The following is a 14,274-nucleotide window of genomic DNA, read 5'->3' on the forward strand; positions in this document are numbered from 1 at the left end:
CCATCGTCGATGGCGCGGGTGATGCCGAAGCGATCAAGGGCCGCACCGAGGCGATCCGTGCGCAGATCGAGAACACCACCAGCGATTACGACCGCGAGAAGCTCCAGGAGCGTCTGGCCAAGCTCGCTGGCGGCGTCGCCGTGATCAAGGTCGGCGGTGCGACCGAAGTCGAGGTGAAGGAGCGCAAGGACCGCGTCGACGACGCGCTGCACGCGACCCGCGCGGCCGTCGAAGAAGGCATCGTCCCCGGTGGTGGTACGGCGCTGCTGTACGCGACCAAGGCGCTCGACGGCGTGAAGGGCGTCAACGACGACCAGACCCGCGGTATCGACATCGTTCGCAAGTCGCTGACCGCGCTGGTTCGCCAGATCGCTCAGAATGCGGGTCATGACGGTGCGGTCGTGTCGGGCAAGCTGCTCGACCAGAACGACACCTCGTTCGGCTTCAACGCGTCGACCGACACCTATGAGAACCTGGTTGCCGCCGGCGTGATCGACCCGACCAAGGTCGTCCGCACCGCGCTCCAGAACGCGGCGTCGGTCGCTGGCCTGCTCATCACCACGGAAGCCACCGTGGCCGAGCTGCCGGACGACAAGCCCGCAGCTCCGGCGATGCCCGGCGGCATGGGCGGCATGGACTTCTAAGTCGGATTTCCGCGAACCGACGGGGCTTCGGCCTCGTCGGGGACCGGGACCGGCCTGTCCTTGCGACACAGCCAAAGACGAAGGGCCTGGGGAGCGATCCCCGGGCCCTTCTCATTTGGGCGGCGAACCGTCTCAATCACGGCTGGGAGCGGACGGGGCCGGGTCGGGCTCATCAGAGCCCCAACGCAAAGAAAAAGGCGGCCGGACCTTCGCCCGACCGCCTTTCGCATCCTTCGGAAGAGAGGGAACCGCTTACGCGCCCGCATTCTTCAAAGCGGCCTGGACGTCGGGCCAGCTGATCGCGCCCTTCAGCGGCTTGCCATTGAGGAGGAAGGTCGGGGTGCCCGTCACCGTGCCGTCGGCCCCGCGATCCTGGGTCTGCTTGGTCAGGCGGTCGATCTCCAGCATGTTACCCAGGCACTCGCGCGCCTTGGCCTCGGGCATGCCGCGCTGCTTGATGAAGTTGATCAGGTCCATCTGCTCGGCCATCGCCTTGATCGCGTCGACGGGCTTGGCGTTCTGGAGCTGCTGCTGCATCGCGGGGGGCATCGCCTGGAGCTTGTCGTTGAAGCCCTGTTGCGCCTGGTACATCTGCTCCAGGATCGGGAAGAAGGTCGCCTCGCCCGCGCAGGTGCCGAGCAGTGCCGGGGGCAGGTCGGGCGCGCCGTGGATCAGGAATTCGCGGAATTCCCAGCTCACCTTGCCCGACTTGACGTAAGTATTGACCAGCGGCTCATAACCCTCGCGCGCAAAGGCACCGCAGGCCGGGCACAGGCGCGAGCCATATTCGACCAGCTTGATGGGGGCGTTGGGGTTGCCCATCACATAGCCCTCGGCGGTCTTGCTGACGACCTGGGTCCAGTCCTGGCCCGCCGGCGCGGCGATCGCGGGCAGCGGCGAGGCGGCCGGGGCGCTGGAATTGGCGTCGCCGCTGCCGCCGCACGCGGCCAGGGCGAGCGGCGCGGACACCGACAGGGCGAGGAGGAGAAGACGAGACGTCATCGACATAGGCTCCGAGGAAAAAGAAGGAATTAGCGGGCTCCCGCCGCGCGTAACAGGGGCGATAGGGCGTCCCAGGTGAACACACCCTTGGCCTGCTTGCCATTGATCCAGAAGCCGGGCGTGCCCTCAATCGTGTCGGGTGCGGATGAGGTCATCGCGACGATCCGGTCGGTGGCGGCGCGGTCCGACAGGCAGGCGGTGATCTGCGCATCGCTCAGCCCCGCCGCCTTGCCGATCTCGGTCAGCCCGGCGCCATCGGCGATCGCGCGCATCTGCGCCGCCATGGGATACATGCCGATGCGCTGGCCATTGGCCTGTTCGAACTCCATACCGCGCGTCAGCCACGTCTTCTGCTGCGCGAAAAGCGTCTCGGTCAGCCCGGCGAACTTCTCCGCGCCACCGCACCGCGCGACGAGCGCGGCGGCCAGATCGATCCGGTTGAGGATATAGTGGCGGACCTCGATGCTGGTCGAACCCGACCGGACCATCTGCCCCTTCAGGATGGGGGCCGAGGCGCCCATGAAGGCGGCGCAATGCGGGCAGGTATAGCTGACATATTCGACGAGCTTCACCCGCGCCGCGGGATTGCCGATGACATAGGCGCCGGCGGGCGTTTGGGTGACATGGGCGGTCCAGTTGACCGCCTTGCCCTGAGCCTGGGCGGCGGGGGCCGGACCGGCGGCGAAGGCGAGGCCGAGCGCGGCCAGCGACAGGAAAAGACGCATCACGACACCTTGGGAAGGCCGCGCGTCGCGGCGACGCCGGCGGCAAGCGATTCGAGCACGGCGCGAAGCTCCGGGTCCGCGATCTGGCGCAACCCGTCGCCCATCTCCGGCGGCACCGGCTGCGGCTTGGGGCGGGCGGCGCGGCGGGGGGCGCCCATGGGCAATTCGCCCTGCCGGATTTGCAACCGCGCGACCGCCGGATAGCCGAAGAAGCGGTTCACCCGCTCGATGATCTCGGGCGCGATATGCTGCATCATCGGCGCATGGGCCCCGCGCACCACCAGGGTCAGCACGCCATTCTGCTTCTCGCCTTGGGGAAAGCGGATCGACTCGGGCACGCTGGCGGTCGACAGGCGCGGGCCGACGATGTCGGGCCAGCGGCTGACGATCGCGCTCTGCACAAAGCCGAAACGGCGAAAGGCCGCACCGCCGATCGCGGGCAGCAGTTCGGACACCGCGCGGGGGCGGTTGGAACGGGGGGGCGGCTCCTGGGGGGCGCGGACGCGCTTGCTCATATCGGGCTCCATGCCATAGCGGGCGGGTGGACGCCAAGCATTCATCAGCATCGCTCGATACCCCCGCCGCCCGGCTGCTCGGCTGGTATGACCGCCATGCCCGCGACCTGCCCTGGCGGGCGCGGCCGGGGGTGACGCCCGATCCCTATCGGGTGTGGCTGTCCGAGGTGATGCTGCAACAGACGACGGTGGCGGCGGTGGCCCCGCGCTTCACCGCCTGGGTGGAGCGCTGGCCCGATGTCGCGAGCCTTTCGGCGGCCGCGGACGAGGAGATCATGGCCGCCTGGGCGGGGCTGGGCTATTATGCCCGCGCCCGCAATCTGGTGAAGGCGGCGCGCGCGGTGGTGGCCGAGCATGGCGGGCGCTTCCCGGCGACTGAGGCGGCGCTTCGCGAATTGCCGGGGCTGGGGGCCTATACGGCGGCGGCGGTGGCGGCGATCGCGTTCGGCGAGCGAGCGGTGGTGGTCGACGCCAATGTCGAGCGGGTGGTCGCGCGCCTGTTCGCGATCCGGGCGCCGCTGCCCGCCGCGCGTCCCGCGATTCGCGAGGCGACCGACCGGATCACGCCCGACGCCCGCGCGGGCGACTTCGCACAGGCCATGATGGATCTGGGCTCCTCCATCTGCACGGTGAAGAAGCCGCAATGCCTGCTCTGCCCGATCGCGGTCGATTGCCGCGCACGGGCCGAGGGGATCGCCGAAACCCTGCCCGCCAAGGCCCCGAAGAAAAAGCGCCCCTATCGTCACGGTACCGTCTTCTGGATCGAGCAGAAGGGGCGGGTCTGGCTGGTCCGCCGGCCGGACAAGGGGATGCTGGGGGGGATGCGTGCGCTTCCCACCGGACCATGGGTCGATGACCGTCCCGGCCTGGCGGATGCGCCGGGCGGGGGACCATGGACCATGCTGAACGAGACGGTCGTCCACGGCTTCACGCATTTCGAACTGGAATTGGCGCTTGCCAGGGCCCGGGGCGAACCGGATGATCCGGCGGCGGGCGAGTGGTGGCCGATCGCCGAACTGGGAACCGCGGGCCTGCCCACGGTGTTCGCGCGGGCAGCCGATCTTTTGAAAAGGGCCTGATGCCGATGATGCGCCGAATGATGATGACGGGCGGGGTGATGCTGACCGTGCTGAGTGCCGCCGCCGCCCCGGCGCAGGTCGCGGCCCCGCGTTCTGCCGCAGCCGCGATGACGCTGCCCGCGACGCAGGCGTTGTTCGATGCCTATGTCCGGTCCGGCAAGATGCCCGGCATCGTCGCGGCGATCGGGACGCCCGGACAGCCGCCGGTCTTCGTATCGGCGGGCCGCACGGCGATCGCCCCCGATGCCGCCGCCGTCGGCCCGGACAGCCTGTGGCGCGTCTATTCGATGACCAAGCCGATCACCGCCATGGCCGCGATGATGCTGATCGAGGAGGGCAAGCTGTCGCTCGACCAGCCGCTGTCCGATATCTATCCGGCTTATGGGCGGATGCGGGTGCTGACCGACCCGGACACCTCGCTGGAGAGCCGCCCGGCGACGAAGCCGATCACGATCCGCAACCTCCTGACCCATACGGCCGGGCTGGGATACAGCATCGTGACCAAGGGACCGCTGCTCAAGGACTATGAGCGGTTGGGGATCGTGCCCTTCGCCGCCAATGCGCAGGTCGAGGCCTCGGTCCGGCCGACCCGCCCGGCGAACCTCCAGCAATTCGCCGAGCGCGTCGCCACCCTGCCGCTGATCGCCGAGCCGGGGACCAGATGGAGCTATTCGATCGGCCTCGACCTGATGGCGGCGGTCGTGGAGAAGGTGTCGGGCATGCCGTTCGAGCAGTTCGTCCAGACCCGGCTGTTCACCCCGCTCAAGATGACCAACAGCTATTGGCAGGTGCCCGCCTCGGCGGCGAACCGGCTGGTCAGCAACTACACCTTCCTGGGCGATACGATGGTGCCGATCGATCCGGCGGCGACCTCGGTCTTCCTGCAAGCACCCAGCTTTCCCTATGGGGGCGCGGGACTGGTCATGTCGGCACGCGATTATGACCGTTTCCTCCAGATGCTCCAGAATGGCGGGCAGGTCGATGGCGTGCGTGTCCTGAAGCCGGAGACGGTGAAGCTGGCCATGTCGAACCTGCTGCCCGCCGGGGTCAGCTATGGCGGCGTGTCGGGATCGACCGGGGGAAGCGGCGGCGGCGTGCCGACCGGATTCGGGGCGGGCGGATCGGTGACGCTGGCGGATACGCCGGGCGGGCCGGGCAAGGGCACTTATGGCTGGGGTGGGGCGGCGGGCACCGTCGCCTATGTCGACCCGACCCGGGGACTGCGCGGGACGATCATGGTCAATTACATCCCCGCCGACCGCTATCCGCTGCGCCGGGATCTGGCGGCCGCGCTGTATCAGGATCTGGGCGTGGCGCGTCGATGAATCCTATCGGTTTTACCGGGGGGCGGTTGGATCGCGCCGACCCGCTGCGGCACGATGCGCAAGGCTTCGCCGCCGCGCTGGCCGATCCGGCGGCGCGGTTGCTGGTCCTGAACGACTATCAGCCGGAGATGGCGGAGGGGCGGCTCGGCTGGACCGGCATCGATGCGGACGCCGTACCAGAGGATCATGTCCTGCTCGGTTTCGAGGACGGGGTGCCGCATTTCGCGCGGTTGACCGGCCAACCGGCGGCGGGACGATCGTTCGAGATGATCGCCGCGCTCCATGCGCTGGAGACGGGCGAGGCGGCGACCTATGCGGCGGCGCGCTCAGTGATCGACTGGCATGCGCGGCATGGCTTCTGCGCCAGGTGTGGGGCGGCGACCGTGCCGTTCCGGGCGGGCTGGGGGCGGCGCTGCCTTGCCTGCGGCACCGAACATTTCCCGCGCGTCGATCCGGTCGTCATCATGATCGCCGAGCATGACGGCCGCGCGCTGCTCGGCCGCCAGCCCGCCTTTCCGCCGGGGCGCTATTCGGCGCTGGCCGGGTTTCTCGAACCCGGTGAATCGATCGAGGAAGCGGTCGCGCGCGAATTGTTCGAGGAGGCGGGCGTGCGGGTGAAGAATGTCCGCTATATCGCCAGCCAGCCCTGGCCCTTCCCGTCGTCGCTGATGGTCGCCTGCGTGGCGACCGCGCTGGACGATCGGCTGACCATCGATCGTACCGAGTTGGAGGATGCCATCTGGGTATCGCGCGACGACGTCCGCGCCGCACTGGCGGGGGATGGGGCGGGGGATGGGGCAAGGGATGCGACACGCTTCGGGGTGCCGCCGTCCTATGCGATCGCGCATACCCTGTTGAAGGAATGGGCAGCCGCCTGAGTCCTCCCCCTGCCGGGGGAGGATGTCCTGCCTTTACCCCCGCCGCCTGGCCTGGGGATAGGTGCCCAGCATCCGCACCCATTTGCTGTGGAAGCCCAGTTCCTCGATCGCACGGTCGAAGCTGGGTTCGCCGGGTTTCCCAACCACGTCGCAATAGAATTCGGTCGCCGCGAAGCTGCCGCCGCGCTGATAGCTTTCCAGCTTGGTCATGTTGACCCCGTTGGTGGCGAAGCCGCCCATCGCCTTGTACAGCGCGGCGGGGATGTTCTTCACCTCGAAGATCAGACTGGTCATCCACGGGCCGTCGCCGACCGGCGGCTGCCCGCCGCGCGCCAGCACGACGAAGCGGGTCATGTTGCGCTCGCCGTCCGAAACATCCTCCGCCAGCAGGTTCAGCCCGTACAGCTCGGCCGCGCGGGGCGGGGCAAGCGCGGCGATGCGGGGATCGGCCATCTCCGCCACCCGCGCCGCCGCGCCCGCCGTGTCGGCATAGGCGATGGGTCGGATGCCATGCGCGCGCAGCCAGTGGCGGCACTGGCCCAGCGCCTGCGGATGGCTCATGGCTTCGGCTAGTTCGTCGCGGCTGCCCGTCGCCATCAGCGCGTGGCGGATCGACAGGAAATGCTCGCCAACGATGGTCAGCCCGGATTCGGGCAGCAGGAAGTGGATGTCGGCGACGCGCCCGTGCAGCGAATTCTCGATCGGGATGATGGCGCGGTCGGCCTTGCCGCTGTTCACCGCGTCCAGCGCGTCGGCAAAGTCGAAACAGGGCAGCGGCAGCCCGTCGGGAAACGCCTCCAATGCCGCGACATGGCTGTTCGCGCCCGGCGCGCCCTGGAAGGCGACGGCGCGGGCGGGCTCGGCCAGCGCGGCGTCGGTCATCGCCTCGACGATCGGGCGGGCGGGGGCGGCGTAATTTTCCATCGGGCGTCGGCCTAAAGCCGGTACGGCACGCGATCAAGGCGTGAAGCCGAGACACAAAACTTGCCGTCGGCGAAAGCCGCACCTAAGGTCCATGTTCAGGAGAGATATTGGCGGGGCAGCGAAACGCGATGGACCTAAAGACCAATACGATCGCAGGATGGGTGCTGGGTGCGATGGGCACCGCATTGGGCCTTTCGATCGTCGGCGGCATGGTGTTCCATGACGAACGACCCAAAAAAATGGGCTATGCGATCGAGGGAGTCGAGGCCGAGGGCTCGGGCGGGGCTGCGGCGGAGGTGCCGATCGCATCGCTTCTGCCCACCGCCGACGCGGCAAAGGGCGCCGAAGTGTTCAAGAAGTGCGCGGCCTGCCACACCATCAACCAGGGCGGGTCGAACGGCATCGGCCCCAATCTCTATGCCACCATGGGCGAGGCGATCGCACAGGGCAAAGCGGGCTTCGCCTTCTCCGATGCGCTGAAGGCGGTCGGCGGGAAGTGGGACTGGGACAAGATGAACGCGTGGCTGACCAGCCCCCGCAAGTTCGCGCCCGGCACCAAGATGACCTTTGCCGGCCTGTCCAATCCGCAGGACCGCGCGAATGTGATCCTGTACCTGAACCAGCAGGGATCGAACCTGCCGCTGCCCGCTGCCCCCGCCGCCAAGGCGGAGCCCGCGGCCGGAGATGCGCCCGCCAACGGCGCGGATGCGGCGGTCAACAAGGTCGAGGAGGATGTCCGCAGCGATACCGGATCGATCGCCGACACCGGCACGCCCGCCAAGGGCGCGCCCTCGGTCGATCCGCAGGCGGCGGTCGAGGGGGCCAAGGCGCCGCACTGATGTCGTGGCGGCGATCGGCGGCCGGGGCCTTGGGAACACCACCCCGCAAAACCGGGGGATGCGCATGCCCGCCCGGTCCGCTAGTCTGTCGCCATGACCACCAAGCCCCCCATTGGTCGCGACACGCGGCTGTGCATGTCCCTGTCCGCGCGGCCCGGCAATTTCGGATCGCGGTTCCACAACCGGCTCTATGAACTGACCGGGCTCGATTATGTCTACAAGTCGTTCAGCACCACCGATCTGGCGGCGGCGGTGGGTGGTATCCGGGCGCTGAACATCCGGGGCTGCGCGATCTCCATGCCGTTCAAGGAGGCGGTGATTCCGCTGCTCGATGGTCTTGCCGGGTCGGCGGCGGCGATCGACAGCGTGAACACCATCGTCAACGATGACGGGCGATTGACCGGCTACAACACCGATTATGCCGCCGTGGTCGAACTGATCGCCGATATCGACCGCGCGACGCCCTTCGTCCTGCGCGGATCGGGCGGCATGGCCAAGGCGGTGGCGGCGGCCCTGCGCGACTCGGGGTTCGCGCAGGGCACCATCATTGCGCGGAACGAAGCGGCGGGGCGCGGGCTGGCGGAGCTGTACGGCTTTGGCTGGGCGAGCGAACCGGGCGAGGCCGCGCCGCTGCTGATCAACGTCACGCCGATCGGGATGAGCGGCGGGGATGAGGATCGGCTCGCTTTCCCCGAAGCGATGATCGCCGAGGCGGCCATCGCCTTCGACGTAGTGCAATATCCGCCCGAAACCCGTTTCCTGAAAACGGCGCGGACACTGGGCAAGCGCGTCATCACCGGCACCGAGGTCGCGACCATCCAGGCGCTGGAGCAATTCGTTCTTTATACCGAGGTCCGGCCCGCGCCCGAGCAGGTGGCCGAGGCGGGGGATTTCGCGCGAAGCCTTGGTTAAAGGCCTGCCATCGCCATCAGCACCGCCCATTCCGCGTCGGTCACCGGCGACACCGACAGCCGCGACTGACGCAGCATGGCCATGTCGGCGAGCTGCCCCTCCGCCTTCATCGCGGCAAGGGAAACGGGGCGGAGGAGCGGCCGGTCGGGGGAGACCTGAACCGAGACCCAGCGACCATCCTCGCCATCGGGCCGGGCCGCACGGGTGATGGTGGCAAGACCGACCGCCGCCTTGTCCTTGCCGCTGTGATAGATGATCGCCGAGTCGCCCGGTGCCATGGCCCGCAGATATTTGGCGGCGACGGCGTTGCGCACCCCGTCCCATTCGGTCGCGCCATCGCCGACCAGATCGTCCCAGCCATAGCTTTCCGGCTCCGATTTCAGCAGCCAGTACGCCATATCCCTCGTGCCTCCTGAACGGCGACTAAACGCCGCATTCCAATGCCATTCAGCCCGATGATGGCAAGGAAGGCAACACGGACGCCAGCGATGCGTTTTGCCATCAGCGGACCGGGCGTATCACTATCGGAGGTTCGGTATGAACGGAGTTATCAAGAAGCTGGGGTTGGGCGTGGCGCTGGCCGCGACCGCGCTGACCGCGGCGGCCCCCGCCGAGGCGCAGCGTTGGGGCCGCGGCTGGGGTGGTTATTATCACCGCGACCATGGCGGCGATGCCGTGGCGGGCGCACTGCTCGGCGGGATCGTCGGCCTGGGTGTCGGCGCGGCGATCGCCAGCAGCAACCAGCCGCGCTATGTCGATCGGGATTATTATTACAACCGGGGCTATGACCCCTATTACGCGCCGCCCCCGCCGCCGGTTGTGTACCAGTATCGCAGCTATGAGCCGCGCTGCTGGAACGACTGGCGCTGGGATCCCTATTGGGGACGCAATGTGCCGGTTCGGGTCTGTAACTGATCCCATGAGCGGCGTCGGGAGCGATCCCGGCGCCGCTTTTTCTTGGCCCAGCTTCTTGGCAGCGGACCCGACTCGGCGTTAAGGCCCAGACCATGACCGATACCGTTCCCGATCGCCTGTCCACCAACCCGGACAGCCCCTATTTCGACCAGGACCTGCTCCAGCGTGGGGTGGGCATCCGTTTCAAGGGCAATGAGCGCCGCGATGTCGAGGAATATTGCATTTCCGAAGGCTGGATCCGCGTCGCGCTGGGCAAGAAGGTCGACCGTCACGGCCGTCCGCTGACCCTGAAGCTGACCGGCGAGGTCGAGGCGTGGATCGAGAACCCCGCGCAGGACGAGGCCGAGGCCGAGGGTTCGGACGAGGCGTAAGCTTTCCCGTCCTGAGGAAAGGGTGCCCCGGCGAAGGCCGGGGCCAGTCAGGGCTCCGTGTGAACTGAGGACCGGACGGCGGGGTTACGCCGCCTCCATCGCCTCGCCCGCTTCCATCCAGCGCGCCTCCGCATCGGCGAGCTTGTCGATCACCTCGGCGCGGCGCTTGTTCAGCTCCCCCATCGACAGTTTCGCATGGCGCGGTTCGGCGGCCGTCGGATCGCTCATCGCCTTGTCCAGCGCATCGCGCTCGCGGGTCAGCTTGGCCATCTCGTCCTCGATGGTGCGCAGCGCCTTCTTCATCGCATTGAACCGCTCGCGCTGTTCGGCCGAAGCCTTCTTGCTGGCCGCGCGGTCTGCCTTGGACGCCGCATCGCCCTGGCCCGCGTCGCCCTTCAGGACGAAGGCGATGTAATCGTCCAGCGTGCCGTCGAACTCGCGCGCCGTGCCATTATCGACCAGCACCAGCCGGTCGGCGGTCATCTCCAGCATATGCCGGTCGTGGCTGACCAGGACGACGGTGCCCTTGTAGCTGTTGAGCGCCTGGACCAGCGCCTCGCGCGCGTCGACGTCCAGGTGGTTGGTCGGCTCGTCGAGGATCAGCATGTGCGGTGCGTCGCGGGTGATCAGCGCCAGCGCCAGGCGTGCGCGCTCGCCACCCGACAGTTTGCCGACCTTGGTCGTCGCCTTGTCGCCCGAAAAGCCGAACCGGCCGAGCTGCGCGCGCACCGCCGCCGGGGTCGCACCGCGCATGATCCGCGTCATATGCTCCAGCGGCGTATCGTCGGTATCGAGTTCCTCCACCTGATACTGGGTGAAATAGCCGACGCGCATCTTGCCGGAGGCGTTCATCTCCCCCTCCATCGGCGCCAGTTGGGCGGCGAGCAGGCGGGCGAGCGTCGTCTTGCCGTTGCCGTTGCGACCCAGCAGCGCGATCCGATCGTCCGGGTCGATGCGCAGGTTCAGCCGCTTCAGGATCGGCGTCTCCGCATAGCCGACACTGGCGAGGTCGAGCGTGATCAGCGGCGGGCGCAACTGGTCGGGATCGGGGAAGTCGAAGGACAGCGACGGGTCGTTCGCCATTTCCGCGATCGGCTGCATCTTCGACAGCATCTTGGCACGGCTCTGCGCCTGTTTCGCGGTCGAGGCGCGGGCCGAGTTGCGTGCGATATAGTCCTGCAGCTTGGCGCGCTGCGCCTCCTGATTCGCCTTGGCGGCGGCGAGTTGCGCCATCCGCTCGGCGCGCTGGCGCTCGAACGAGTCGTACCCGCCGGGATAGAGCGTCACCTTGCCGTTCTGCAGGTGCAGGATATGGTCGACGACATTGTTCAGGAAGTCGCGTTCATGGCTGACCAGCAGGATCGTCGCGCGATAGGATTTGAGGAAGTCCTCCAGCCACATCACCGCTTCGAGGTCGAGGTGGTTGGACGGTTCGTCGAGCAGCAGCACGTCGGGCGCGGAGAAGAGCAGCGCGGCCAGCGCCACGCGCATCTTCCATCCGCCCGAATAGCTGGACAGGGGCCGCGCCTGCATCGCCTCGTCAAAGCCTAGCCCTTGCAGGATGCTGGAGGCGCGCGCGGGCGCGGTATAGGCGTCGATCGCGATCAGGCGTTCATAGATATCGCCCAGCTTTTCGGGATCGCTCTCGGTCTCGCTGCGCTCCATCAGCGTCGCGCGCTCGACATCGGCGGCCAGCACCGTGTCGAACGGCGTCGCGGTGCCGTCGGGGGCCTCCTGCGCGATATAGCCCAGCCGCGCGCCCTTGGGCATTTCGGCAGCGCCGTCATCGGCCTCGAGCTGCCCGGCGATCACGCGGACCAGCGTCGACTTGCCCGCGCCGTTGCGACCGATCAGGCCGACCCGGCTGCCAGGGGGAAGCGCCGCGGATGCGCCGTCGAGGATCGTGCGGCCACCCAGGCGCACGGTGATGCCATTCAGATTGAGCATGACCGCGCGCCTAGCAAATTCCGGCGCGAAAGGGGAGGGGGCGCGGAGGCCCCCAAATCATCCTCCCCGGGCGGGGGGATCGCCACGACCGTCGGTCGTCCATTCCCCCTTGCCAAGGCAGGGTCGGGGAAGGATCGGGGTCAGCGCGCCGCCAGGCTCGTCGCACCTGCAGGCGGCCAGTTCTGCGCGCCGCACTTCTTGGCGACCCACTCGGCCCGCTTGTTCCAGCACAGCGCGTCGAGGCGCGGCATGGTCACGGCGATATGTTCGCGGCCGATATAGCGCGGGAAACGCTGCTCGCCATAAGGCACCAGGCTGTTGCGCAGCTCGCGCATCCGCGCGACCGCCAGCTCGCCCAGATGGCCGCGCGGGGTGAACACCGCCTGATGCAGGATCGACCCGGCCGTCGAACAGAAACCGAGCTGCCCCGACACCGACGAGAAGCTGGCATAGGTGCGCGTGCCATATTGGTCGAGTGCGTTCTGCCCCTCCTTCACGGACTTGCTGGTTCGCTTGAAATAGGCGCCCAGCGTGTCGAACGCGCCCTTCAGTTCGGCCTCATGATCCTTCAGCGTCGCATTGTAATTGGAGACGGTCGTCAGCATCGGTTCGAACTGGCATTGCAGGGCCGCGACGTTCAGCGCGGCGCGCATGTTCCACAACAGGCCCGCGCGCAATTCCGCCGGGGTCGCGCCGGGCAGAGGCTGGCCGATACCGGGTTCGTCGCCCTGAACGGGCTTTCCCTGGAAATTATAGGGCTGCAGGAAGAATTGCGCCGATGCGGGTGCCGCGGCACCCATCCCCCAAAAAGCCGCGCCGGCGACCAGCGCGGTACGCACCACCTTCATTGTGTTCCGATCCTTCCCCCGCAGGGCTTTTCTGAGCGTCCCGAAACATAACGCTTTTCAGGGGCTAACCCAAATGGAAATCGTCATCGGGCGACAATCGCCGGACCCCGCCGGTCGTTACGGAAAGGTAGCGAAATGCGGGCTGTCTCGGGACGGCGAGGCGCAGCGTGGCGCTGGTGCGCGTCGCCACGAAAAAGGGCCGCCCGGTCGCCCGGACGGCCCCTTTCACGTCAGGACGAACCTGACGATGATTACATGGCGTTGGTGGCCGTGTCGTTGGCCATCATCATGTCGTTGCCCATGGTGTCATTGGCCATCACGCCGCCGTTCATGGCGCCATCGACGGCGGTCATGTTGTCGGTGGCGGTGTCCATGCCTTCCGAGGCATTCATTTCGGTCGTCAGGTTGGCGTCGACGGTGTTGTCGGTCTTCGAGCCGCAAGCCGAAACCGCGAGCGCCGCGCCGGCGATGATCGAGCCCGTCAGGACCTTGGAGATGATTGCACGCATTGGAAGCTCCCTTGATATAAAGGATTTGGAACGGCTTGCTGGCCCTATTACCCAAATCGGGGTGGACATTAATCCGATACTGCCTGCGCCTCAAGCCTCGTTTTGTCGGACCATGCCAAGGGTCTTGAGGAAAGCCGGAAATGTGAACGCCAGTGCCTTGTCAAAGGTTTCCAAGGACTTGACGCCGTTCAGCGCGGAAAGGCTGGTAACCGGGAATTCGGGGAGGCCACAGGGGACGATCCCCCCGAAATGGGACAGGTCGGGGTCGATGTTGATGGCGAAGCCGTGCAGCGTCACCCAGCGGCGGACCCGCACGCCGATCGCGCCGATCTTCGCCTCCGGTCCGTCGTCGCGGGTCCAGATGCCCACCCGACCCTCGACGCGAAAGGCATGGACGTCCAGCCGGGCGAGCGCGGCGATCAGCCAATCCTCCAGCGTGTGGACGAAATGGCGGACGTCGCGCCCCCGCTTGCTCAGGTCGAGCACCAGATAGCCGGTCCGCTGGCCGGGGCCGTGATAGGTGTATTTGCCGCCACGTCCGGTCTGATGCACGGGAAAGCGCGGATCGACCAGATCGGCCGGATCGGCGCTGGTGCCCGCCGTGTAGACGGGCGGATGTTCGAGCAACCAGACCAGTTCGCGCGCCTCGCCTGCCGCGACGGCGGCGGCACGCGCCTCCATCTCGGCCAGTGATTGTTGATAGGGGGTCAGGCCCGCACTGACGCGCCATTCGATATCGGCGGCGGGATCGGGAAGAGTCACGGTGTCGGTCACGATGCGCGCTATCTGCGCCCGACAGGCCGGTGATGCAAGCATGGGCCGATCCATTCCCTCGCCCGTC

17 protein-coding genes are annotated in these 14,274 nt (G+C 67.7%); 8 read left to right on the top strand and 9 right to left on the bottom strand.

Features of this window, described 5'->3' with window-relative positions; all coding sequences use genetic code 11:
* A partial coding sequence (locus ABDV78_RS16315; protein ID WP_343528516.1) for a TCP-1/cpn60 chaperonin family protein occupies positions 1–644 on the top strand: 644 nt, incomplete at its 5' end.
* A 252-nt stretch (positions 645–896) separates the two neighbouring features.
* Here ABDV78_RS16315 and ABDV78_RS16320 read toward each other — a convergent pair.
* Genes ABDV78_RS16320 through ABDV78_RS16330 form a run of 3 tightly spaced genes read right to left on the bottom strand, consistent with a single transcriptional unit; the run spans position 897 to position 2,886 of the window.
* Positions 897–1,646, bottom strand: a complete 750-nt coding sequence (locus ABDV78_RS16320; protein ID WP_343528518.1) for a thioredoxin domain-containing protein — start codon at positions 1,644–1,646, stop codon at positions 897–899.
* Positions 1,647–1,675: 29 nt separating this feature from the next.
* On the bottom strand, positions 1,676–2,371 hold the full coding sequence (locus ABDV78_RS16325) for a thioredoxin domain-containing protein (RefSeq protein WP_343528519.1): 696 nt from the start codon (positions 2,369–2,371) through the stop codon (positions 1,676–1,678).
* The gene (locus ABDV78_RS16330; protein ID WP_343528520.1) at positions 2,371–2,886 is read right to left on the bottom strand and encodes a DciA family protein; all 516 of its coding nucleotides are present in this window, start codon (positions 2,884–2,886) and stop codon (positions 2,371–2,373) included. Before ABDV78_RS16330 ends, ABDV78_RS16325 begins: the two co-directional genes overlap by 1 nt.
* A 26-nt stretch (positions 2,887–2,912) precedes the next feature.
* Here ABDV78_RS16330 and ABDV78_RS16335 point away from each other — a divergent pair, with 26 nt between their 5' ends.
* Genes ABDV78_RS16335 through nudC form a run of 3 tightly spaced genes read left to right on the top strand, consistent with a single transcriptional unit; the run spans position 2,913 to position 6,168 of the window.
* Positions 2,913–3,965, top strand: a complete 1,053-nt coding sequence (locus ABDV78_RS16335; RefSeq protein ID WP_343528521.1) for an A/G-specific adenine glycosylase — start codon at positions 2,913–2,915, stop codon at positions 3,963–3,965.
* Between the two features lie 17 nt (positions 3,966–3,982).
* A complete protein-coding gene (locus ABDV78_RS16340; protein ID WP_343528522.1) occupies positions 3,983–5,290 on the top strand; it encodes a serine hydrolase domain-containing protein in 1,308 nt (435 codons plus the stop codon).
* Complete coding sequence (gene nudC, locus ABDV78_RS16345) at positions 5,287–6,168, top strand: NAD(+) diphosphatase (RefSeq protein WP_343528523.1); 882 nt, start codon at positions 5,287–5,289, stop codon at positions 6,166–6,168. Before ABDV78_RS16340 ends, nudC begins: the two co-directional genes overlap by 4 nt.
* Before the next feature lie 33 nt (positions 6,169–6,201).
* On the opposite strand, the gene ABDV78_RS16350 is transcribed toward nudC, so the two are convergent.
* Positions 6,202–7,092 (bottom strand): prephenate dehydratase, encoded by an 891-nt coding sequence (locus ABDV78_RS16350; RefSeq protein ID WP_343528524.1) that lies wholly within the window; start codon positions 7,090–7,092, stop codon positions 6,202–6,204.
* 128 nt (positions 7,093–7,220) lie between these two features.
* Between ABDV78_RS16350 and ABDV78_RS16355 the strand changes: the two genes are divergently transcribed.
* Both ABDV78_RS16355 and ABDV78_RS16360 read left to right on the top strand, forming a co-directional pair.
* Positions 7,221–7,931 carry a cytochrome c family protein gene (locus tag ABDV78_RS16355; protein WP_343528525.1) on the top strand — a complete coding sequence of 237 codons (711 nt, stop codon included), beginning with the start codon at positions 7,221–7,223 and terminating at the stop codon, positions 7,929–7,931.
* Positions 7,932–8,024: 93 nt separating this feature from the next.
* The gene (locus tag ABDV78_RS16360; RefSeq protein ID WP_343528526.1) at positions 8,025–8,843 is read left to right on the top strand and encodes a shikimate 5-dehydrogenase; all 819 of its coding nucleotides are present in this window, start codon (positions 8,025–8,027) and stop codon (positions 8,841–8,843) included.
* Here the strand turns inward: ABDV78_RS16360 and ABDV78_RS16365 are convergent.
* Positions 8,840–9,241, bottom strand: coding sequence for an EVE domain-containing protein (locus ABDV78_RS16365; RefSeq protein WP_343528527.1), 402 nt, complete (start codon positions 9,239–9,241; stop codon positions 8,840–8,842). The two genes, ABDV78_RS16360 and ABDV78_RS16365, sit on opposite strands and share 4 nt — an antisense overlap.
* 139 nt (positions 9,242–9,380) lie before the next feature.
* Between ABDV78_RS16365 and ABDV78_RS16370 the strand changes: the two genes are divergently transcribed.
* Together ABDV78_RS16370 and ABDV78_RS16375 are read left to right on the top strand one after the other, a co-directional pair.
* A complete protein-coding gene (locus ABDV78_RS16370) occupies positions 9,381–9,758 on the top strand; it encodes a hypothetical protein (RefSeq protein WP_343528528.1) in 378 nt (125 codons plus the stop codon).
* Between the two features lie 92 nt (positions 9,759–9,850).
* Positions 9,851–10,129: a DUF3297 family protein gene (locus ABDV78_RS16375; protein WP_343528529.1), complete on the top strand. Its 279-nt coding sequence runs from the start codon at positions 9,851–9,853 to the stop codon at positions 10,127–10,129.
* Between the two features lie 84 nt (positions 10,130–10,213).
* On the opposite strand, the gene ABDV78_RS16380 is transcribed toward ABDV78_RS16375, so the two are convergent.
* The 4 genes from ABDV78_RS16380 to lipB form a co-directional block, all read right to left on the bottom strand.
* Complete coding sequence (locus ABDV78_RS16380; RefSeq protein ID WP_343528530.1) at positions 10,214–12,076, bottom strand: ABC-F family ATP-binding cassette domain-containing protein; 1,863 nt, start codon at positions 12,074–12,076, stop codon at positions 10,214–10,216.
* Positions 12,077–12,216: 140 nt separating this feature from the next.
* The gene (locus ABDV78_RS16385; RefSeq protein ID WP_343528531.1) at positions 12,217–12,924 is read right to left on the bottom strand and encodes a hypothetical protein; all 708 of its coding nucleotides are present in this window, start codon (positions 12,922–12,924) and stop codon (positions 12,217–12,219) included.
* Between the two features lie 251 nt (positions 12,925–13,175).
* Positions 13,176–13,433, bottom strand: a complete 258-nt coding sequence (locus tag ABDV78_RS16390) for a hypothetical protein (protein ID WP_343528532.1) — start codon at positions 13,431–13,433, stop codon at positions 13,176–13,178.
* 90 nt (positions 13,434–13,523) lie between these two features.
* Positions 13,524–14,249, bottom strand: coding sequence for a lipoyl(octanoyl) transferase LipB (gene lipB, locus ABDV78_RS16395; RefSeq protein ID WP_343528533.1), 726 nt, complete (start codon positions 14,247–14,249; stop codon positions 13,524–13,526).
* Positions 14,250–14,274 lie beyond the last annotated feature (25 nt).

It is taken from the genome of Sphingomonas sp., assembly GCF_039594485.1.
Classification (GTDB): Bacteria; Pseudomonadota; Alphaproteobacteria; order Sphingomonadales; family Sphingomonadaceae; genus Sphingomonas.